Consider the following 20,032-nt stretch of genomic DNA (forward strand, 5'->3'; position numbering starts at 1 on the left):
TCGTCACAGGTCCCCGAAGGTCAACTCGGCCACCCACTTGGTGTTCAGCACGCCGGGCGCGGCGGGCACGATGATCCGTGCCGGGTAGCCGTGGTCGGGGGTCAGCGGCTCGCCGTTGACGTCGAGGGCGAGCAGGGAGCGGGGGTCGCGCACCTGGTTCGCCCGCAGGGCGGCCGTACGGAAGGCTCCGTGCCGTTGGAGGGACTGCACCAGGACGTCGGGCGCCGTGTGCTCGTCGTACCCGGCCAGGACGGCGAGGTCCCGCAGGCGCACGCCCCGCCACCACTGGTCGGAGGTCGACCAGCCCTCGACACAGGCGATGGGCAGGGCGGCGCTGTGCAGCGGGAGGGCCAGCAGGTCGGCGCGGCTGAGCCGGACGGTACCTGCGGGCCCGGTGACGGCCAGCCGCCACACCTCCTCGCTCGTCTCCCACGCGGTGATGCCGCGCGACGCGGCCGTCTTGTTGATCTGGAAGCCCCCGGGGCCGCTGCCCGGGTCGGCGCCGTGCGGCGCGAGCAGGGCCGTACGGCGCAGGAAGCCGTCCGTGTTCTGCCCCACGGTGGTCGCGAACAGCAGGAGCGAGCCGCCGCCGACCAGCCACAGCGCCCCGCGCCGTGACACCGTGGCGTCGGCGGGCCGCGGGGTGACCAGCGGGAAGTCCGGCTCCCCGCCCGCCTCCTCCTGTGCCCCCTCCCCCTCCCGCATGCGCCGCACGTTGCGCAGGGCGGCCGGCGCCCGGAGCGCCACGTGCGCGAGGAACGCGGCGAAGAACACCCAGGCGCCGTAGAAGTGCAGCGGGTAGAACGAGCCGGGGAAGACGTAGTCCAGCTGCACGTTCAGCAGGCCGGTCACGAACTCGAACAGCGCGCCGCCGACCAGCAGGAGCAGCGAGACCCGCTCCAGGGCGTGGGCGAGCGAGCGGACCGGCGGCAGCGCGAACAGCTTGGGCACCACCGACCAGAGCTTGGCGAGCAGAACGGGGACGAGAGTGACGCCGAGGGTGACGTGGACGCCCTGGGTGAGCCGGTACAGCCAGGGCGGGTCGGTCGGCCAGGGGAAGAGGTAGAAGCCGAGGAGGCCCTTGCCGGGGGTCTTGTCGTTCACCGGCGACAGGCCGGGGTTGTAGGCGGCGTACGACAGCAGCCCGGTGAGGAACAGCACGATGATGCCCGCGAGCAGCACCAGGCCGAGCACCGAGGTGAACCGGGGGCCGCGCACCGGGCTGCGCCAGAAACCGGGAGAGGAGGGGAACCGTGCCATGCGCCGACCGTAGGCGCGGAAGGGGCGGTGCGGGGGTGTGCGACTCATGACGAAACGCTGACGTCGCCGTCCCGGGCGACCGTCGCGCCGTCTTCCGGCCCTAGCGTTCCGGTGTGACCCGCACTTCTCAGCGTGACCTCGCCGCCGTGGCTGCGGCCGTCGTCCTCGTCGGCACGGCCGTCGTGGTCGGCCGGTACCTTCAGGACACCCATGGCACCCTGCTCGTCGGCAACGCCCCGCTCTACGGGCGCTGGGGGCCGCATGCCGGTCCGGGCACCCCGGCCGCCCTGGCGACGGCCGCGGCGGTCGTCGCGTACGGTCCGCCGCTCGCCGCTCGTCTGCCCTGGCGGGCCCTGCTGTGGGCGGCCTGGGGCGCCGCCCTGGCCTGGACCTGGTCGCTGGCCCTGGTCGACGGCTGGGAGCGGGGCGTCGCCCGGCGGCTGACCACCCGTCACGAGTACCTTCAGGTCATCGACCGCTTCCACGACATCCCGGCCGCGCTGCGCGACTTCGACCGCCACATCCTGCTCCACTCGCCCGACAACTGGCCCGCGCACGTGGCCGGTCACCCGCCGGGGGCCACGCTCACGTTCGTCCTGCTCGACCGCGTCGGTCTGGGCGGCGGGGCCTGGGCGGGGGCCTGGTGCATCACCGTCGGAGCCACGGCGTGCGTCGCCGTGCTGGTTGCGGTGCGCGCACTGGCCGGGGAGGAGCGGGCGCGCAGGGCCGCCCCGTTCCTGGCGATGATGCCCGCGGCGGTGTGGATGGGGACGTCGGCCGACGGCTACTTCGCGGCGGTGGCCGCCTGGTGCCTCGCGTTCCTGGCGCTCGCCGTGACCGGGCGCCGGCCGCGGCTCACCGGTTTCGCCGCCGGACTCCTCTTCGGCCTCACCTGCTATCTCTCCTACGGCCTCACCCTCTTCGCGGTGATCGCCGGCGCGGTCGTGCTGCTCGGCACGCGGCGCGTGAGGCCGCTGCCGTACGCCTTGGCGGGAGCGGCGGTCGTGCCGCTCGCGTTCACCCTCGCGGGCTTCGACTGGTGGGCGGCGTACCGTCTGCTGGTCGAGCGCTACTACGAGGGGGCCGCCGGGGTACGCCCCTACGGCTACTGGGTGTGGGCCAACCTCGCCTGCACGGTGCTGATCGTGGGCCCCGCGACCGTGGCGGGCCTGCGGCGGACCGGCGCGACGCTCCTCGCGGGGCGCGGGCGCCTGCGCGCGAGCGTCCTGACCGGGCCGGACGCACCCGGGGTCCGTGCCGACGTCCGCCTCGCCTTCCTGGTCGCCGCCGCGCTCGTCGCGCTCCTGGCGGCCGACGTGTCCGGGATGAGCAAGGCGGAGACCGAGCGCATCTGGCTGCCGTTCGCCCAGTGGCTCGCGGCCGCGTGCGCGTTCCTGCCCCGCCCACGCGCCTGGCTCGCCGCTCAGGCGGTGCTGGCGCTGTTGCTCAACCACCTGTGCCTGACGGGATGGTGAGGCGGCGAGGGACGGTGTCCCGTACGGCGGGGGCCTGCGACCCCTTACGGAAGAATGACGCGGTGGGCGTGGCCCTGCCCGCCGACGGGACGGCGCGCCTAGCCTGCGGTCCATGCGAGTACTGGTCACCGGCGGCGCCGGTTTCATCGGGTCCCATGTCGTTGAGGCACTGCGGGCGGGCGGGCACGAACCCGTGGTGTTCGACCTGCGGGAGGGGACGGGCCGTGACGTGCGGGACGCCACGGCGGTCTCGGCGGCACTGGCCGGCGTAGACGCCGTGTGCCACCAGGCGGCGATGGTGGGCCTGGGCGACGGCGTCGCCGACGCGGCGGACTACGTCTCCCACAACGACCTCGGGACCGCCGTGCTGTTGTCGTCCATGGCCGGGGCGGGGGTGCGGCGGCTGGTGCTCGCCGGTTCGATGGTGGTGTACGGGGAAGGGCGGTACACCTGCGCGGACCACGGGGTGGTCCGGCCGGGGCCGCGTACGGCGGCCGACCTGGCACGGGGGCGCTTCGAGCCGCTGTGCCCGGTGTGCGGGGCGGAGCTCTCGCCCGGGCTGGTCGGGGAGGACGCGCCGGCCGACCCCCGGAACGTGTACGCGACGACCAAGCTGGCGCAGGAGCACCTGGCCGCCGCGTGGGCCCGCTGCACGGGCGGATCGGCGGTGTCGCTGCGCTACCACAACGTCTACGGGCCGAGGATGCCCCGGGACACGCCCTACGCCGGCGTGGCCTCCTTCTTCCGTTCCGCGCTGGCGCGGGGTGAGGCCCCGCGGGTGTTCGAGGACGGCCGCCAGCGGCGGGACTTCGTCCATGTCGAGGATGTGGCGCGGGCCAACGTGGCGGCGCTCACGGCCGGTTCGGCCGGAGGTGTGCTCACGGTGTTCAACACCGGCAGCGGTGAGCCGCACACCGTCGGCGAGATGGCGTCGGCGCTGGCCTCGGCGTACGGCGGGCCGGCCCCGGTGGTGACCGGTGAGTTCCGGCTGGGCGACGTCCGGCACATCACCGCGGACTCGACGCGCCTGGGCGCCGAGCTGGGCTGGAAGCCCGTGGTGGGGTTCGAGGAGGGCATGCGGGAGTTCGCGGCGGCGCCCCTGCGCGGGGAGTGAGCGTTGCGTCGGCGGGCGACGTCCGCGTTTCGTAAGGAGCGGACACCCGATTCGCACCCTTTGTCTCCGTAGGGTGAGTGACGTGACCAACCCTTCCCGAGCACCGCTCGTCGACGTCGTCCTGCCCTGCCTGAACGAGGCGGAGGCCCTGCCCTGGGTGCTGTCCCGGATCCCGCCCGGGTGGCGGGCCGTCGTCGTGGACAACGGCTCCACCGACGGCTCCGCGGACATCGCCCGCGGCCTCGGCGCGACCGTCGTCGACGAACCGCGTCGCGGCTTCGGCGCGGCCTGCCACGCGGGGCTCGCCTCGGCCACCGCCGACGTCGTCTGCTTCTGCGACTGCGACGCCTCGCTCGACCCGACGTCCCTCCTGCCCTTCGTCGAGGCGGTCCGGTCCGGCGACGCCGACCTGGTGCTCGGGCGGCGGCGGCCGCGGGCCCGGGGCGCCTGGCCGGTCCACGCACGGGTGGGCAACCTGGTGCTGGCGCGGCTGCTGCGCCGGCGCACCGGCCTGCGCCTGCACGACCTCGGTCCGCTGCGGGCCGCCCGGCGTGAACCGCTCCTGGAACTCGGGCTCACCGACCGGCGCAGCGGCTACCCGCTCCAGATGGTGGTGCGCGCCGCCGACGAGGGCTGGCGGATCGCCGAGCGCGACGTGCCGTATCTGCCCCGGACCGGGGTTTCCAAGGTGACCGGCACCTGGCGCGGCACCTGGCAGGCCGTCCGCGACATGAGCCGGGTGCTCGCCGAACCGGCAGCGTCCGCCCACGCCGTACAGGAAGGAAGCCCTCGATGACCACTCTGCTCGTCATCGCCAAGGAGCCGCGCCCGGGGCGGGTGAAGACCCGCCTCACCCCGCCGTTCAGTCCCGAGGAAGCCGCGGCTCTCGCCGAGGCGGCGCTCACCGACACCCTCGCGGCGGTGGCGGCCGCTCCGGCGACCCGCCGGGTCCTCGTCCTGGACGGGACCCCGGGGCCCTGGCTGCCGCACGGCTTCGAGGTGGTGCCCCAGTGCGCGGGCGGCCTGGACGAGCGGCTCGCGGCCGCTTTCGCGGGATGCGACGGCCCGGCCCTGCTGATCGGGATGGACACCCCGCAGGTGACGCCGGACCTGCTCGCCGAGGACTTCGCCGACTGCGACGCGTGCTTCGGGCCCGCCGAGGACGGCGGCTTCTGGGCGCTCGGGCTCGCGGACCCGGATCCGGACCTGCTGCGCGGGGTGCCCATGTCGACCGCCGCCACCGGAGCGTTGCAGCGCGGCAGGCTGGCGGCGGCCGGGCTGCGGGTGAGGGACATGCCGCGCCTGCGGGACGTGGACACGGCCGCCGACGCCGAGGCGGTCGCGGCGGCGGCGCCGCACAGCGCCTTCGCCGCGCTGCTCGCCCGGCTGACGGTCCTCAGATGAGCCTGATGTGGAGGCGTACCGTCGTGCTGTCGTGGTCGGTGTGGACCTCGAGCAGGTCGCACAGCTGCCGTACCACCCACATGCCGTGGCCGGACCGCTGGTGCGGGTCGGGCGGGAGGTAGCCGAGGTACCAGTCGGCCTCGTTACGGCCGGTGCTGGCGACGTCGCAGACCACGCGCCCGCCCGCGCGGCGGACGACCACACGCCCGTCGCCCGTGCCGTGCTGGACGGCGTTGGTGGCGACCTCGTTGACCGCGAACACCAGGCGTTGCGCGGTCTCGCCGGAGAGCCCGAGGGCGGTCGCGGCCTCGGCGACCGCCGTGCGCACCGGTGCCAGGTCGGCTCCGAAGGGCATGACCGTTTCCTGTCCCTCGGCGACGACGGGCGCGAGCGGCCGGCGCCAGATGTCGCCCGCCGTCGGCTCCGCGTAGCGCTCACTGGGGCGGCCGGCGCCGTCCACCGCGACCTCGGGGTGAGTACGCCGGGCGTCGGCGAGGACGCCTTCGGGCAGGGTGCGGGTGTCGTAGGGGCAGATGATCGAGGCCGCGCAGCCGGCGAAGGCGACGTTGACCGCGGACTCGTAGCGCGTCCACTCGGCGGTCTCCAGGGCGTCCTTGCCGTGCCAGACCGGCTCGCCGATGAGGCGTACATGCCGGTCCGGCGCGCCGGCCGTGCGCCGGTCGACCCATCGGTGGTAGGCGCCGAGGGTGCTGCCGGGCGTCCGGTACCAGTCGGCGGCGTCGGCGAACTCGATCCGCTGCGACGCCTTGCCCAGGGCCCGGCGCAGCAGGTCGATGTTGGCCGGTGTAGTGACCGCGAGTATGGCGTCGTCCCGCGCGAGTCCCTCGCGGCAGAAGGGGACGGTGGTGGCGAGGAACTCCTCGCCACCCGCGTAGAACAGCCCTTGATGGGTGAGTTCGCCGCCCGGGGAGGGCAGCGCGCTGTCGGTGAGGGCGGCGGTCATTCGGCGGCCTCCCGGGCGGCGACGACCAGGGCCGGTGTGGCCTCCTCGAAGCCGACCATGTTGATCACCTGGCACAGCAGGGGCGCGAGTTCCACGACGTTCAGCCGCCGGCCGTCTGCCAGCCGGGCGGCGGCGCGGGCCAGGACGCGCACCCCGGCGAGGTCGATGAACTCCAGTTCCCGCATGTCGACGCGGACGTCTCCCGGCCAGGCCAGCGTGGCGTCCAGGGCGGCCGCGAGGGTGTCGGTGTTGCGGTGGTCGACGCTGCCCACGACGCGCAGGGCGCGCCGCCCCTGCTGGAAGGCGGGGATCAGCCGCAGGGTGCTGTCGCTGTACAGCGGCTCGCACTCGACGACCGCGCCGTGGCAGCGCTGGAGGGCGTCCAGCCGGTCGGCGGGGAAGCGCCGGGCGTCGTACTGGCAGACGGCGGAGGCCGGGTGCCCGGAGAAGACCTGGTTGACCTTGGTCTCGTACTCGTGGAGCCGGTCGCCCCCGGGGACGTCGCGCAGGGCCCAGCCCATCTCGCCGCTCACCCGGAAGCCGGTGCAGCCGGCGGCCAGCGAGTCGGCGACCTCCTTGCGGAGTGCGGCCACCATGCCGTCGGGGTCGAACGGGCCCGCCGCGAGATAGCTGTCGTCCGCGGTGGTCACGACGAGCCGGCCCGCGTCCAGGGCGGGGCGCGGGTCCGTGCCGGAGGCGGACAGCCAGCCGAGGACGTCCTCGGGGCGGGTCCGGTCGGCGAAGTACATGACCCGCTCGCGCCGTCGCAGCCCCTCGGACAGGAAGGCCGTCACCACGCGCCGCTGTTCGCCGTCGTCGGCGAACGCCAGACACAAGTGATCACCGTGATCCATATCCTGGATCCGGCGTTCCGTGCCCTCGTACGTGATCACCTCAGCCCTCAGCCCCTCCCCTGCCGACGCCGTCGGCGATGTCGAACTCAAGCCGCTCTCGCCACTGTTCGCGGTGGGCCGAGCCGGTTACGCGCGGTCCCACTCTAGCCAGTGCGGCGACATGCCGGTACGGCGGCCGGGCGGCTGCCGTCAGCGGCTCAGCGAGGCCGCGGCCTCCTCGACGGTGGCGTGGAAGGTGAAGACCTGGTCGAGGCCGACGACGCGGAATACGCGCATCTGGTCGGGGTTGGCGCCGGCGAGGCTGAGCGGGGAGCCGGTGGCCTCCGAACGGTGGTAGGCGGTGACGAGGACGGTGATGCCGGTGGAGTCGCAGTAGGTCAGCCCGGACAGGTCGATGACCACGCCGCTGGCGTCGAACGGCGCGTCCTTGACGGCCCGGGTGAGCAGCGGGGCGGTGTGGTGGTCGAGTTCGCCGCTCACCTGGAGGACGAAGGGCCCCGGGTCGTCGTGCCGCGAGGTGACGGTCAGCGGAAGGTCGGATTCGGTCACCGGTTCTCCTGGATGCGGGTGTCGGGGTGAGCGGGTACGGACAGGGCGAGCAGGGCGGTGTCGTCGCTGACGCCGTCGCCGAGGCGGTGCAGCAGCGCCTCGACGGAGCCGAGCAGGCCGTCGGCCGGGCGGTCGCCGGTGTGGGCGGCCGCGGACGTGAGATGGCGGACGAGTCCCTCCTCGCCGAGCATGGCGCCGTCCGCGGTGCGCGCCTCGGTGAGGCCGTCGGTGTACAGCAGGAGGCTGTCGCCCGGGTGCAGCCGGGTGGTGGTCCGCACGAAGCGGGGGTCGGGCAGCATGCCGATGAGCTGGCCGCCGGCGGTGGAGATCGCCTCCACGGTCCCGTCCGCCCGGACCGCGAGGGCCGAGGGGTGGCCGCCGCCGGCGAGGGTGACGGTGAAGGAGCCGTCGGGCAGCCGCTGGAGCACCCCGAACACGGCGGTGCAGTAGCGGGGACGGCTGCCCTGCTGTTCGCCCTTGAGGACGGTGTCGAGGTTGGTGAGGGCGGCGCACGGGTCGGGGTCGTAGATCGCGGCGGCGCGCAGCGTGTAGCGGGTCAGCGAGGTCAGGGCGGCGGCGTCCGCTCCCTTGCCGCACACGTCGCCGAGGAAGAACGCCCACCGGCCGTCGTCCAGGGGGAAGAGGTCGTAGAAGTCGCCGCCCACCTCCTGCGGGGAGGCGGTGTGGTAGGCGGCCGCCGCGTGCAGCCCGGGGACGTCGGGCAGCGCGGGCGGCAGCAGGGTGCGCTGAAGGGTGCGGGCGAGTCGTTCCGCCTCGGTGCGCCGCTCGCGTTCGGCGGCGACCGTGCGGATGGCCGCCAGCCGCAGCTCCAGTTCGTCGATGACGAGGTCGGCGAGGTCCCGCAGGGCGTCGAGCTGGGCGTCGGTGGGCCGGCGGGGCCGGGTGTCGAGGACGTTGACCGTGCCCAGGCGTTCACCGTCGGCGGTGGTGATGGGGGCCGCCGCGGAGAAGCGGACGCCGAGGCCACCGTGGAGGAGGGGGTCGGCGAGGGCGCGGGCGTCGGTGACCGCGTCGGTGATCACCCAGGGCTCGCCGTGCAGGAAGGCGGAGGCGCTCAGCCCCGGGTCGCGGCTGATCTCGGTGAGGCCGCTCAGCCCGTGGGCGGCCTTGAACCAGACCCGGTCGGTGTCCACGATCGCCACGGTGGCCATCGGCGCGTCGAAGATGCGGGCCGCGAGGGCGGCGATCCGGTCGAAGGTGCCGTCCGGGGGCGTGTCGAGTATGCGGTAGCGGCGGACGGCGGCCATCCGGGCCTTCTCGTCGGCCGCTTCCGGCGGGGACGCCTGCGCGGATCCCGTCGTCATCTGCTTCCGCCCCCGCCGCTCTGTTCGGTTCTCCGGTCTTGATACCACCCGTGGCCTGGTGCCCGGTTACGACTGGCTTATCCTACGAAGCTGCCAGCGCGGGCGGGCCGGTTCCGCGGGGCTGCCGCGAGGCGCACGGCGTGTCCGTGAGGTCGGCGGCCGAGCGAAGGGGTGTCAGTGGCGCGTTCGCAGGACGCCGGGCACGAGCCGTCAGGGGCGGCCGCCGAGGCCGACGTGTCCACGGCCGGGATCGGCCTGTTCGCCGCCGAGGCGGGGGTCGGCCGCGATCTGGCCCGGGTGGACTGGCGGGCGACCCCGCTGGGCCCGCCGGCCACGTGGCCGCAGAGTCTGCGCACGGCGGTGAACATCCTGCTGCCGTCCCGGTTCTCGATGTGGATGGCGTGGGGCCCGGAGCTGACGTTCTTCTGCAACTCCGCCTACCGGCGCGACACGCTGGGCCGCAAGTACCCGTGGGCGCTGGGCCGGCCGGCGCGCGAGGTGTGGGCGGAGATCTGGGACGACATCGGCCCGCGGATCGACACCGTGATCGCGACGGGAGAGGCGACCTGGGACGAGGGGCTGCTGCTGTTCCTGGAGCGGTCCGGCTACCCGGAGGAGACCTACCACACCTTCTCCTACAGCCCGTTGCGCGACGACGACGGCACGGTCGTCGGCATGCTGTGCGTGGTCAGCGAGGACACCGAGCGCGTCATCGGCGAGCGGCGGATGGCGACCCTGCGCGACCTGGGCTCCGACCCGAGCGTGGTGCGCACCGAGCAGGAGGTGCTGGCCTTCGCCGGCCGGCAGTTGAGCCGCAATCCGTACGACCTGCCGTTCACGCTGACCTACCTGTTCCAGCCGGACGGTTCGGCCCGGCTGGCGAGCGTCAGCGGGCTGCCCGCCGGGCACCGGGCCGCACCCGCGTCGATCCCGGCGGCCTCCGACGACGCGGGCGAGATGGCCGACGCCGCCGGCCGCCCCTGGCCCGTCGAGCCGCTGACGCGGGGCGAGTCGGCCCTCGTGCCGCTGAACGGCGCGGCGTTCGCGGAGCTGCCGTCAGGGGCGTGGCCCGAGCCGCCGACGCAGGCGCTGGTGGTGCCGCTGCTGCAACAGGGCAGCGCGCCCTGCGGGTTCCTGGTGGCCGGGCTCAACCGGTACCGGGTCCTGGACGACGGCTACCGCGGCTGGGTCGACCTGGTCGCCGGGCATCTCGCGGGGGGCATCGCCAGCGCCCGCAGCTACGAGGCGCAACAGCGGCGGGCCGAGGAGCTCGCGGAGCTGGACCGGGCCAAGACCGCCTTCTTCTCCAACATCAGCCATGAGTTCCGCACCCCGCTCACGCTGATCATGGGGCCGCTGGAGGAGCTGTGCACCCGCCTGGCGGACGCCGACGGCCAGGTGCGCGAGGAGCTGGAGGTCATCCACCGCAACGGGCTGCGACTGGGCAAGCTGGTCAACTCCCTGCTGGACTTCTCCCGCATCGAGGCCGGCCGGACGCAGGCCCGCTACGAACCGGTGGATCTGGCCGCGGTCACCGCCGAGTTGGCGAGTGTCTTCCGCTCGGCCGTCGACAAGGCGGGCCTGGGTTTCCACATCGACTGCCGTCCGCTGCCCGAGGAGGTGTTCATCGACCGCGGCATGTGGGAGAAGGTGGTCCTCAACCTCCTCAGCAACGCGCTGAAGTTCACCTTCGAGGGCTCGATCCGTGTCACGGTGGGCGCCGAGGAGGGGTGCGCGGTCGTCGCGGTCGCCGACACCGGCATCGGGGTGCCCGCCTCGGAGGCGCCCCGGCTGTTCGAGCGGTTCCACCGCATCGAGAACGCCCGCGCCCGCTCCAACGAGGGCAGCGGTATCGGGCTGGCGCTGGTGAAGGAGCTGGTCGGGCTGCACGGCGGGGTCATCACCGCCGACAGCGTCGAAGGCGAGGGCACCTGCTTCACCGTACGGCTGCCGTTCGGCGCGGGCCATCTGCCCGCCGACGCCCTGGTGCCCGCCCAGGACACCGGCGTCGGATCTGCCGCCGACCCGTATCTCCAGGAGGCGCTGCGCTGGCTGCCGGGCGGGTCCGGTGACGCGGACGCCGAGCAGGCCTCGTCCGGCGTCCCGGGCTCGGCCGGCGGTCCCGCCGTCCCGGCGCGGGTGCTGGTCGCCGACGACAACGCCGACATGCGGGAGTACCTCACCCGGCTGCTGCACGGCGCGGGCTACCGGGTGGACGCGGTGAACGACGGCCTGACGGCTCTGGAGGCCGTCCGCGGCGACGCGCCCGATCTGGTCGTCAGCGATGTCATGATGCCCTGCCTCGACGGTCTCGGGCTGGTGGCGGCGCTGCGCACCGATCCGCGCACCGCGTCGGTGCCGGTGCTGCTGCTGTCGGCGCGCGCCGGGCAGGAGGCGTCGATCGAGGGGCTCCAGGCGGGCGCCGACGACTATCTCGTCAAGCCGTTCGCCGCGGCCGAACTGCTGGCCCGGGTGCGGGCCAACGTCGAGCTGGCCCGGCTGCGCAACCACCAGGCCCGCTGGCGCACCGCGCTGGTCGACTCCCTCCAGGAGGCGTTCTTCGTCTGCGACGAGGACGGCGCCGTCATCGAGATCAACACCGCCTTCACCGACATCCTCGGCTTCGGCCCCGAGGGTCTGCCCTACCGGCCGACGCACCCGTGGTGGCCGGATCCGGACTCCGACCCCGAGGCGCACCGCCAGGTCGCCGACGCCTTCGGGCGGCTGCTCGGCGACCGGAAGGGCTCCTGCACCCTTCCCGTCGTCCACCGCGACGGGCGCCGGCTGTGGGCGAACGCGATGTTCAGCCGGGCGGCCGATCCCGACACCGGTCGCCGGGTCGTCGTCGGCACCTTCCGTGACGTCACCGCCGAGCACTACGCGATCCAGCGCAAGAGCGCGCAGGCCGCGCTGGGCCTGCGGATGACGCAGGCGACGAACCTGGCGGACACCCTGTCGGGGGCGCTGGCCGAACTGAGGCAGCTCTGGCACGCCGAGACGGTGCTGGCCGTCGTCTCCACGCCCGACGGGCCGCCCTCCGTGACGGCCACCGAGGCCGGGCTGAGCTGGGAGGACCTGCCCGCCGAGCGCCGGGACAAGCTCACCGGCTGGCTCGGACAGCCCCTCCTCACGCCCGTCGACGACGGCACCGGCGCCGCCGTGGCCATCCGCCACCCCGAGGGTTCGATGGTGCTGTGGCTCGACTTCGGGCAGCACCGCCCCTTCAGCGACGAGGACCAGCTGCTGCTGTCCCTGCTCGCGGGCCAGCTCGCCCAGGGTCTCGCCCGCGCCCAGCAGATCGACCAGCAGCGGGAGACGGCCCTCGCGCTGCAGCGCTCCATCCTCGGTCCGTCGCATCTGCCCGAGGGGTTCGCCGTCCGCTACGAGCCCGCCACCCGGCCCCTGGAGGTGGGCGGCGACTGGTACGACACCGTGCGGCTCCCGGACGGGCGGATCGGCATCGTGGTGGGCGACTGCGTCGGGCGCGGCCTCGAAGCGGCCACCGTGATGGGGCAGTTGCGCAGCGCGTGCCGTGCCCTGCTGCTCCAGGACGCGGGTCCGGCCCAGACCCTGATGGCGCTGGACCACTTCGCCGCCGGCCTTCCCGGCGCGATGTGCACCACCGTGTTCTGCGGCGTCCTCGACCCCGAGTCGGGTCACCTCACCTACTCCAGCGCCGGGCACCCGCCGGGCATCCTCGCCCGACCCGACGGCACCACACGCCTGTTGGACGAGGGCCGTTCGGTGCCGCTGGGCGTGCGGCCCGGCCGGGCGCGGCCGGAGGGCGCGTGCACGGTGCCGGGCCGTGCCACCCTGCTGCTCTACACCGACGGTCTGGTGGAGCGCCGGCGCCGCCCGCTGACCGCGGGCATCGACCAGGCCGGCGAGGCCGTCCAGGCGGGCCGTGACGTGGCGGTCGACGAACTCGCCACCGAGGTCATGGCGCGGCTCGCGCCGAGCGGCGGCTACGACGACGACGTGGCACTGCTGCTCTACCGGCATCCGGCCCCGCTGGAGATGGCCTTCCCGGCGGAGTCGACGCAACTGGCGCCGGTCCGCAAGGCGTTGCGCAGCTGGCTCGACCGGTGCGAGCTGCCGCCGGACACCGTGCAGAACATCCTGGTGGCCGCCGGAGAGGCGTGCGCCAACGCCATCGAGCACGGGCACCGGCACACTCCGGGCGACCCGGTCCGCCTGCGTGCCGAGGCCCTCGTCGACGACCTGTGTCTGACCGTCGCCGACACCGGCCGGTGGAAGACGCCCCAGCCCGAACTCAACACTCACCGCGGCCGCGGCGTGGCCCTGATGCGCGCTCTCATGCAGCAGGTCACCATCACCTCGAGCAGCGGCGGCACCACTGTGAACATGCATACGAGGATCGCCTGATGACCACTTCGCTCACCCTGACCCCCGGCCGGCGGCCCGACGGCGCCGCCGTGCTGACGGTGGTCGGCGAGATCGACATGAGCAACGCCGGGGAGCTGGACAAGGCCATCGCGTCCGTCGACGGACCCGTCGTCGTCGACCTGACCGCCGTCGAGTATCTCGACAGCGCGGGCCTGAGCGTGCTGTTCCGGCACACCGACCGCGTCGAGGTGGTCGCCACGCCGCTGCTGGCGCCGGTGCTGACCATCTCGGGGCTCGCCGAACTGGTCACCGTCCACGGTCTCGGGGCCGGCTGAACGACTCGTGCCGCGCCGGCCTGGCACACTGTCCGGATCCGTCGGTCCGGTGAGGGAGGATCCGCATGTCCATGGTCGGCAACCTGCGCAAAGTCGCGGACCTGGCGCGGCGCAGCCGTCGTCGGCGCGTGGATCTCAGCCATCCGGCCCGCTCCCCGCTCGGCTCGACGGTCGTCAACTGCGTCGTCTACCGCGACGGGGTGCGGCGGTCGGGCACGGACTCGGTGGAGGAGGCCGTACGGCAGGCCCGCAAGCACCGGGGCGGGTTCGTGTGGCTGGGGCTGCACGAGCCCGGGGCGGAGGAGTTCGCGGGGGTGGCGGAGCTGTTCGGGCTGCACCCGCTGGCCGTCGAGGACGCCGTCCACGCGCATCAGCGGCCCAAGGTCGAGCAGTACGGGGAGGTGCTGTTCGCCGTGTTCAAGACCGTCACGTACGTCGAGCACGCCGAGCTGACCGCGACCAGCGAGGTCGTCGACACCGGTGAGCTGATGGTGTTCACCGGGCCCGACTTCGTGGTCACCGTCCGCCATGGCCGGCACGGCTCGCTGGGGCCCGTGCGCGAGGATCTCGAGGCGCAGCCCGAGCAGTTGGCCAAGGGCCCCTCCGCGGTGCTGCACGCCCTCGCCGACCATGTCGTCGACGACTACGTCTCGGTCGCCGACTCGGTGCAGAGCGACATCGACCAGGTCGAGACGGACGTCTTCTCCCCGCACAGCCCGCGTAACGCCGACGCCGGCCGCATCTACCAACTCAAGCGGGAGCTCCTGGAGTTGAGGCGGGCCGTGGTTCCCCTCGCGCGCCCTCTCGACCGGCTCGCCACCGAGCCGCGCTCATGCGTCGACAAGGAGATACAGGCGTACTTCCGGGACGTCGCCGACCATCTCACCCGCGTCACCGAGCAGATCACCGCCTACGACGCCCTGCTGGACTCCATCCTCCAGGCCCATCTGGCGCAGGTGACCGTGGCCCAGAACGAGGACATGCGCAAGATCACCGCCTGGGCCGCGATCATCGCCGTCCCCACCATGGTGTGCGGCGTCTACGGCATGAACTTCGACCACATGCCCGAACTCCACTGGCGCTTCGGTTACCCCCTGGCCCTGACCGTCATCGCCGTGGCCTGCTATGTCATCCACCGGGGCTTCAAACGCAACGGGTGGCTGTGAGGCGGCCGCTGCCGTGTGTCATGGCGAGGGGCGGGTGGTTAGGGTGGTGCGGTGACTCAGGTGATCGTGGTCAACGGGGGTTCCAGTTCAGGGAAGTCGGGCATCGTGCGGTGCCTGCAGGCCGTGTTGGCCGAGCCCTGGCTGGCGTTGGGGTGTGACACGTTCGTGGACGCGCTGCCGGCGCGGATGCGGGCGTCGGACGAGGGGATCGTGTTCGAGGCCGACGGCGGGGTGAGCGTCGGGGCGGAGTTCCGGGCGCTGGACATCGCCTGGGCGCAGGGCGTCGCGGCGATGGCCCGGGCCGGCGCGAGGATCATCGTCGACGACGTGTTCCTCGGCCAGGCGGCATCCCAGCGGCGGTGGGAGGAGGCGCTGGACGGCCTGGACGTGCTGTGGGTCGGCGTGCGTTGCGAGAGCGCGGTCGCCGCGGGGCGTGAGGTCGCGCGGGGCGACCGTCCCGTGGGTATGGCGGCGCAGCAGGCCGAGGCGGTGCATGTGGGCGTGCGCTACGACCTGGAGGTGGACACCACGCACACCGAGTCCCTCGTGTGTGCGCGAGCCATCGCGGCCCGCGTGAGCTGACCGGGATCGCGCGAAGGGCTCCCGGCACGATGTGTCCCGGGAGCCCTTCGCCATGACGTCCCCGAGCGGAACGCACCGGGGGGCTACGCCGTCACGGCGCGAGCAGCAGGGTGTCGCCCCGCTCCTTCGCGGCGGCGTAACGGCGGGCCACGTCCTGCCAGTTGACGACGGCCCACATGGCCTCGATGAAGTCGACCTTCTGGTTCCTGTACTGGAGGTAGAAGGCGTGCTCCCAGGCGTCGAAGACCAGGATCGGGGTGGAGCCCTGGCCGACGTTGCCCTGGTGGTCGTAGACCTGCTCGACGATCAGGCGACCGCTGAGCGGCTCGTAGGCCAGGACGCCCCATCCTGAGCCCTGCGTGGTCGCCGACGCCTTGGTCAGCTGGGCCTTGAAGCCCGCGAACGAGCCGAAGGACTCGGCGATGGCGTCCGCCAGTTCGCCCACGCCGTCCTTCTCCAGCGGCTCGCCGCCGCCGTCACCGGTCATGTTGTGCCAGTAGATGCTGTGCAGGATGTGCCCGGAGAGATGAAAGGCCAGGTTCTTCTCCAGGCCGTTGATCGACCCCCACGACTCCTTGTCCCGCGCCTCGGCGAGCTGCTCCAGGGTGTCGTTCGCGCCCTTCACGTACGCCGCGTGGTGCTTGTCGTGGTGCAGCTCGATGATCTCCGGGCTGATCACGGGGGCGAGCGCCGCGTAGTCGTACGGAAGCTCCGGGAGCGTGTAAAGCGCCATGTGCAATGCCCTTCACGTTGTTGCGAGTGATATGCAGCTGCACGTTAACAGTAGAAGCGACTGGTTGCCGATCAGACCTTCGACCGAGGACTCCGGCACCGCAGCCGGAACGCCCGGCCGGTCTCCTGACGCCCCGTCGCCGAGCGGGCGCGGTCACCTTCCGGTGGGCGCCGTTAGGCTGTTCGCCGACTTCTGACGGAGCGTCCGTCGCGGTGGGCGTCGTTTCGTTGAGCTGCGCGAACGGCCGTGCGCGGGGGGTTCGTGGGTCTGGGCGGGTGACGCGTCCGGTGATGCGTCATGTTGCGGAGTCGGCGGGGGGTCTGTTGCCTCGTCAGTGGCGTACAACGGAGGCGCCGCCAGACAGGCCGGACGCTGCTTCACTGGAGGGTTCCCTTGCGTAAGACACACTTTGGCGTTGGTATCGGCCTGGTCGTCGGTGCCCTGGCTCTGCAGATGCCCGTCGCCGCCGCCGACGACTCGGGGCTCGACATCCGCTCGCGCAGCGGCTCGTCCGGCTCCACGGTCACGGTCAGCACCAAGGCCTGCGGCGAGGACGTGACCTACGGCAAGGGCGAGTCGGAGGTGGCGGGGTCGTTCCACATGTTCGAGGGCGAGAGCAAGGGTGAGCTCACCGGGGAGTTCACGGTGCCCGAGGGCACGTCTTCCGACAGCGACACCGTCACCATCAAGTGCCCCCCGCGGATCAAGATCACGGACACCTACGACCTCTCGGCCCGCCGGCCCGACGGCGCGGTGGAGGCGGGGTTCGGGGACGCGCAGGGGTCGACCGGTCAGCTCGCCCTGGGCGGGGCGCTGGTCGCCGCCGCTGCCGCCGGGTGGACGGTGAGGGCGCGTCGCCGCTCCGGCGCGGGCCGGATCTGAGCGCAGGGGCACCGCAGAACGGACCCCGGCACCGGCTCGGCGCCGGGGTCCGTGCGGGAATGAAGCCCGCTCCCCTCCCGATTCCCGCCCGCCGCAAGCAAGAGGCCCCTCCGCGATGGCACCCGGGCATGACTCCGACCCCACCCCGCCGACGTACACCCCTTCGGCCAAGCTGCTGACCTGGACGCTGCTGAGCGGTGTCCTGCTGATCACGGGCGCGCTGCACGCGGGTGATCCGCCGCCGCAGCCGTCGCCGGGTCAGGCCTTCCCCGCCCCGGCGGGCCCGGCGGGGACGGCCGGACCTCCGACGTCACCGGGATCGCCGGGGCCGGCCGGCCCGCCGGGGGCACACGACGTGGCGGGGTCCCCCGTTCCGGCCGGGTCGCCGGGGTCGCCCGGTTCCGCGTCCGGCGGCGGTTCGCCCGCGGCGCGTTCCGGCGTCCAGCCGTTGCCCCGCTCGGCGCCGCTCCGCCTGCGGATCCCCGCCATCGGCGTGGACGCCCCGCTGGCGAAGTTGGGCCTCGACGGATCCGGGGCGCTGCGCCCCCCGCCGGGCGACCGCCCCGACCTCGCCGGCTGGTACGCCGACGGCACCGCGCCCGGTTCCGCCGGGACCGCCGTCACCGCGGGGCACGTGGACCTGCCCGGAGGCAGACGCGGTGTCTTCTACGCGCTGGGCGCGCTGTCCAAGGGCAACACCGTCGAGGTCGACCGGGCGGACCGGCGTACGGCCGTCTTCACCGTCGACGCGGTGGAGGTCTACGACAAGCGGAGGTTCCCCAGCGAGAAGGTGTACGGCAGCTCCGGCCGCCCCGAACTGCGGGTCATCACCTGCGGCGGCGGCTATGCGGCGACCACCGGCTACCAGGGCAACGTCGTGGTGTACGCGACGCTCACGGCGGTGAGGTAGGCCGGGACGGCCGGGTCCGCGGGGTGCTACGGATCCGCCCGGAGCTCCCGCAGTGCCTGCAGGACGGACCATGCCACGGCCACCAGCGGTACGGCGACGACCGCGCCGACCACGCCCGCCGCCACCGCTCCGCCCACGACCGACAACGCCACCACCACCGGGTGCAGCCGGACCGCCCAGCTCATCACCACGGGGTGCAGTACATGCCCCTCGATCTGCCCGATCACCACGATGAGCACGACGACCAGCACGGCGGTCAGCACACCCTTGGACGCCAGCGCGACCACGGCGGCGACCGCGAGCGCGATCGGGGAGCCGATCAGCGGGATGAAGGCTGCGAAGAACTCCAGCAGCGCCAGCGGCACCGCGAGCGGCACGCGCAGCGCGGCCAGGGCGATGCCCACCAGCACCGCGTTGGTGGCGGCCACCAGCAGGATGCCGTGGGTGTAGCCGGTGAAGGTCTGCCACGCGGCTCCGCCCGCGACCGAGACCCGCTCGCGGCCGGCGGAGGGGATCTGGGCGCAGAACCAGCGCCACTGCCGGTCGCCGGAGTGGGTGAAGAAGACCGCGCAGAACACGGCGAGGGCCAGCACCGTCAGCACTTCGAGGAGCCGGCTCGCCCCGCTGAGCGCCGTGCTGATGACGGTGGAGCGGTGGCTCGACAGCAGTTTGCCGATGCGGGACTGGACGTCGTCGAGCGCGCCCGGGTCGAGCCGGAACGGCGGCCGCTCCAGCCGGTGTTCGATCCGGTCGATGCCGGAGACGAACTCCTTCTCCAGCCCGGCCCGTTGTCCCGCGACCGTTTCGCCGACCAGGGCCAGCACGCCGAGGACGAGGGCGATGCCGGCGACGAGCGCGACGGCGACGGCGAGCGGGCGGGGCAGGAGGCGGGCGAGGAGGTCGGCCACGGGGCGCAGGACGGCGGTGACGACGAGTCCGAGGAAGACGGCGACGGTAATGCGGTGGAACTGCCCCAGCACGGAGAAGACCGCCTGCACGACGACGCCGACGGCGATGAGGCGCCAGGCGTAGGCGGCGGCGAGGCGCAGCAGGCCCGGCACCCGGGGCTGGGCGGCGCCCGGTCCGCTGGTGCCGCCGCCTGTGCGCCCGGTGGGCGGCACGGGCGGATCGGAGTGTGTGGACATCCTCATGCACGTACCACCGGCCGCCCGGGGCGTCGCCGGCCGGGCGCGTGATTCGCCCGAAGGGCCGCGCGCCGGACGTCCGTCGTGCGAGGGCCGCTCAGAGGGCCGTGCCGGTCTCCTCGGCCAGGGCGTGCAGGAGGCGGTCCTGGAACGCCTCGTCGTGGACCGCCCGGTGCGGCTCCTGCCGCTCGCGGTGGTACCAGTACCCGCCGCTCGTCAGGGCCTCGGGATCGTCGCCGGCGGCGAGCCACACCTGCGTGCGGTGGCCGAGCTCCAGGTCGTCCGGTGCGCCGGGCCCGCCCATCTTGGTGGGGACCCAGCCGGGGTCGACGGCGTTGCTCAGCACCCCGGGCCGCAGACGGGCGACCGCCGCGGCGAGCGTCGTGACGAACAGCTTGCTGTCGGCGTACGATCCCGCGCTCCCGCCCCGCCAGTCGACCCCGGTGAGCGAGGGGCGCCCGCCGTAGTGCGAGCCGCTGCTCAGGTACACCAGCCGGCGCGGGCCGGGCAGCAGGGCGGTGAGCAGGTAGGGGGCGACGATGTTGACCGGCATGACCGCCGGGCCGCTCCACACGCCGGCGTTGTGGACGACAGCGTCGAGGGGTTCGGCGTCGGCCAGTTCGACGGCGACGCGGCGTACGGCGTCCCGGTCCGCGAAGTCGCCGACGACGAGCTGCGCCCCGCGGTCGGCCAGTGCGGCGAGGTCCGCCGCGCGCCGCTCGTTGCGGGCGTGCACGACCACCTCGTGGCCGTCGGACAGCAGCGCGTCGGCCGCGGCGCGGCCGAGGCCGTCCGCGGAGCCGGTCACCAGGATCCGGCTCACGGTCGCACCACCTCTCGTCCTGCGCCGTGCGTGACTGCTCCTCGCATGGCAGTGCCTCCTTGCGGTTCAGCGGCTGCGGGGCGGCCGGTCCTGCCCGCCGTTGACCTGAGCCGACCCACCACAACATGCGCCCGCCCCACCCGCCCCCGCAAGTCACCGCACCC

The 20,032-nt window shown here is 73.7% G+C and carries 18 protein-coding genes; 10 read left to right on the forward strand and 8 right to left on the reverse strand.

Translation table 11 applies throughout. The annotated features are described in order from the left end of the window. Nucleotides 1-3 precede the first annotated feature (3 nt). Nucleotides 4-1,260 (reverse strand): molybdopterin-dependent oxidoreductase, encoded by a 1,257-nt coding sequence (locus tag ACFYXA_RS08330; RefSeq protein ID WP_389029676.1) that lies wholly within the window; start codon nt 1,258-1,260, stop codon nt 4-6. 113 nt (nt 1,261-1,373) lie between these two features. Here ACFYXA_RS08330 and ACFYXA_RS08335 point away from each other — a divergent pair, with 113 nt between their 5' ends. The 4 genes from ACFYXA_RS08335 (at nt 1,374) to ACFYXA_RS08350 (ending at nt 5,253) form a co-directional block, all read left to right on the forward strand. Further along, the gene (locus ACFYXA_RS08335) at nt 1,374-2,735 is read left to right on the forward strand and encodes a hypothetical protein (protein WP_389029679.1); all 1,362 of its coding nucleotides are present in this window, start codon (nt 1,374-1,376) and stop codon (nt 2,733-2,735) included. 112 nt (nt 2,736-2,847) lie between these two features. Further along, complete coding sequence (locus tag ACFYXA_RS08340) at nt 2,848-3,849, forward strand: NAD-dependent epimerase/dehydratase family protein (RefSeq protein ID WP_352245990.1); 1,002 nt, start codon at nt 2,848-2,850, stop codon at nt 3,847-3,849. Between the two features lie 82 nt (nt 3,850-3,931). Continuing rightward, nucleotides 3,932-4,645, forward strand: coding sequence for a glycosyltransferase family 2 protein (locus ACFYXA_RS08345; RefSeq protein WP_389029683.1), 714 nt, complete (start codon nt 3,932-3,934; stop codon nt 4,643-4,645). After that, on the forward strand, nt 4,642-5,253 hold the full coding sequence (locus tag ACFYXA_RS08350; protein WP_389029686.1) for a DUF2064 domain-containing protein: 612 nt from the start codon (nt 4,642-4,644) through the stop codon (nt 5,251-5,253). The genes ACFYXA_RS08345 and ACFYXA_RS08350 overlap by 4 nt, the downstream gene beginning before the upstream one ends. On the opposite strand, the gene ACFYXA_RS08355 is transcribed toward ACFYXA_RS08350, so the two are convergent. From ACFYXA_RS08355 to ACFYXA_RS08370, 4 genes are all read right to left on the reverse strand, one after another. Beyond that, the gene (locus ACFYXA_RS08355) at nt 5,246-6,217 is read right to left on the reverse strand and encodes an anti-sigma factor RsbA family regulatory protein (protein WP_389029689.1); all 972 of its coding nucleotides are present in this window, start codon (nt 6,215-6,217) and stop codon (nt 5,246-5,248) included. The two genes, ACFYXA_RS08350 and ACFYXA_RS08355, sit on opposite strands and share 8 nt — an antisense overlap. Next, nucleotides 6,214-7,053 carry an MEDS domain-containing protein gene (locus ACFYXA_RS08360; RefSeq protein ID WP_389029693.1) on the reverse strand — a complete coding sequence of 280 codons (840 nt, stop codon included), beginning with the start codon at nt 7,051-7,053 and terminating at the stop codon, nt 6,214-6,216. Before ACFYXA_RS08360 ends, ACFYXA_RS08355 begins: the two co-directional genes overlap by 4 nt. Before the next feature lie 207 nt (nt 7,054-7,260). Continuing rightward, nucleotides 7,261-7,620 carry an STAS domain-containing protein gene (locus ACFYXA_RS08365; RefSeq protein WP_352245985.1) on the reverse strand — a complete coding sequence of 120 codons (360 nt, stop codon included), beginning with the start codon at nt 7,618-7,620 and terminating at the stop codon, nt 7,261-7,263. Continuing rightward, on the reverse strand, nt 7,617-8,945 hold the full coding sequence (locus tag ACFYXA_RS08370) for a PP2C family protein-serine/threonine phosphatase (RefSeq protein WP_389029697.1): 1,329 nt from the start codon (nt 8,943-8,945) through the stop codon (nt 7,617-7,619). Before ACFYXA_RS08370 ends, ACFYXA_RS08365 begins: the two co-directional genes overlap by 4 nt. Before the next feature lie 177 nt (nt 8,946-9,122). On the opposite strand from ACFYXA_RS08370, the gene ACFYXA_RS08375 reads away from it, so the two are divergent. From ACFYXA_RS08375 to cpt, 4 genes are all read left to right on the forward strand, one after another. Next, the gene (locus tag ACFYXA_RS08375; RefSeq protein WP_389029701.1) at nt 9,123-13,331 is read left to right on the forward strand and encodes a SpoIIE family protein phosphatase; all 4,209 of its coding nucleotides are present in this window, start codon (nt 9,123-9,125) and stop codon (nt 13,329-13,331) included. Continuing rightward, on the forward strand, nt 13,331-13,627 hold the full coding sequence (locus tag ACFYXA_RS08380) for an STAS domain-containing protein (protein ID WP_352245984.1): 297 nt from the start codon (nt 13,331-13,333) through the stop codon (nt 13,625-13,627). The genes ACFYXA_RS08375 and ACFYXA_RS08380 overlap by 1 nt, the downstream gene beginning before the upstream one ends. Nucleotides 13,628-13,692: 65 nt before the next feature. Beyond that, complete coding sequence (gene corA / locus ACFYXA_RS08385; RefSeq protein ID WP_352245983.1) at nt 13,693-14,793, forward strand: magnesium/cobalt transporter CorA; 1,101 nt, start codon at nt 13,693-13,695, stop codon at nt 14,791-14,793. A gap of 60 nt (nt 14,794-14,853) precedes the next feature. After that, on the forward strand, nt 14,854-15,375 hold the full coding sequence (gene cpt, locus ACFYXA_RS08390; RefSeq protein WP_389031619.1) for a chloramphenicol phosphotransferase CPT: 522 nt from the start codon (nt 14,854-14,856) through the stop codon (nt 15,373-15,375). 91 nt (nt 15,376-15,466) lie between these two features. Here cpt and ACFYXA_RS08395 read toward each other — a convergent pair whose 3' ends face one another. Further along, complete coding sequence (locus ACFYXA_RS08395) at nt 15,467-16,108, reverse strand: superoxide dismutase (protein WP_352245982.1); 642 nt, start codon at nt 16,106-16,108, stop codon at nt 15,467-15,469. A 453-nt stretch (nt 16,109-16,561) separates the two neighbouring features. On the opposite strand from ACFYXA_RS08395, the gene ACFYXA_RS08400 reads away from it, so the two are divergent. Then, complete coding sequence (locus ACFYXA_RS08400; RefSeq protein ID WP_352245981.1) at nt 16,562-16,990, forward strand: sortase; 429 nt, start codon at nt 16,562-16,564, stop codon at nt 16,988-16,990. Nucleotides 16,991-17,105: 115 nt separating this feature from the next. Further along, nucleotides 17,106-17,900 carry a class F sortase gene (locus tag ACFYXA_RS08405; RefSeq protein WP_389029707.1) on the forward strand — a complete coding sequence of 265 codons (795 nt, stop codon included), beginning with the start codon at nt 17,106-17,108 and terminating at the stop codon, nt 17,898-17,900. Nucleotides 17,901-17,926: 26 nt separating this feature from the next. Here the strand turns inward: ACFYXA_RS08405 and ACFYXA_RS08410 are convergent, their stop codons facing one another. Both ACFYXA_RS08410 and ACFYXA_RS08415 read right to left on the reverse strand, forming a co-directional pair. Continuing rightward, nucleotides 17,927-19,051, reverse strand: coding sequence for an AI-2E family transporter (locus tag ACFYXA_RS08410; protein ID WP_389029710.1), 1,125 nt, complete (start codon nt 19,049-19,051; stop codon nt 17,927-17,929). Nucleotides 19,052-19,142: 91 nt separating this feature from the next. Continuing rightward, complete coding sequence (locus tag ACFYXA_RS08415) at nt 19,143-19,868, reverse strand: SDR family NAD(P)-dependent oxidoreductase (RefSeq protein ID WP_389029713.1); 726 nt, start codon at nt 19,866-19,868, stop codon at nt 19,143-19,145. Nucleotides 19,869-20,032 lie beyond the last annotated feature (164 nt).

The sequence above is a fragment of the Streptomyces sp. NPDC002566 genome (assembly GCF_042889585.1).
GTDB lineage: Bacteria > Actinomycetota > Actinomycetes > Streptomycetales > Streptomycetaceae > Streptomyces.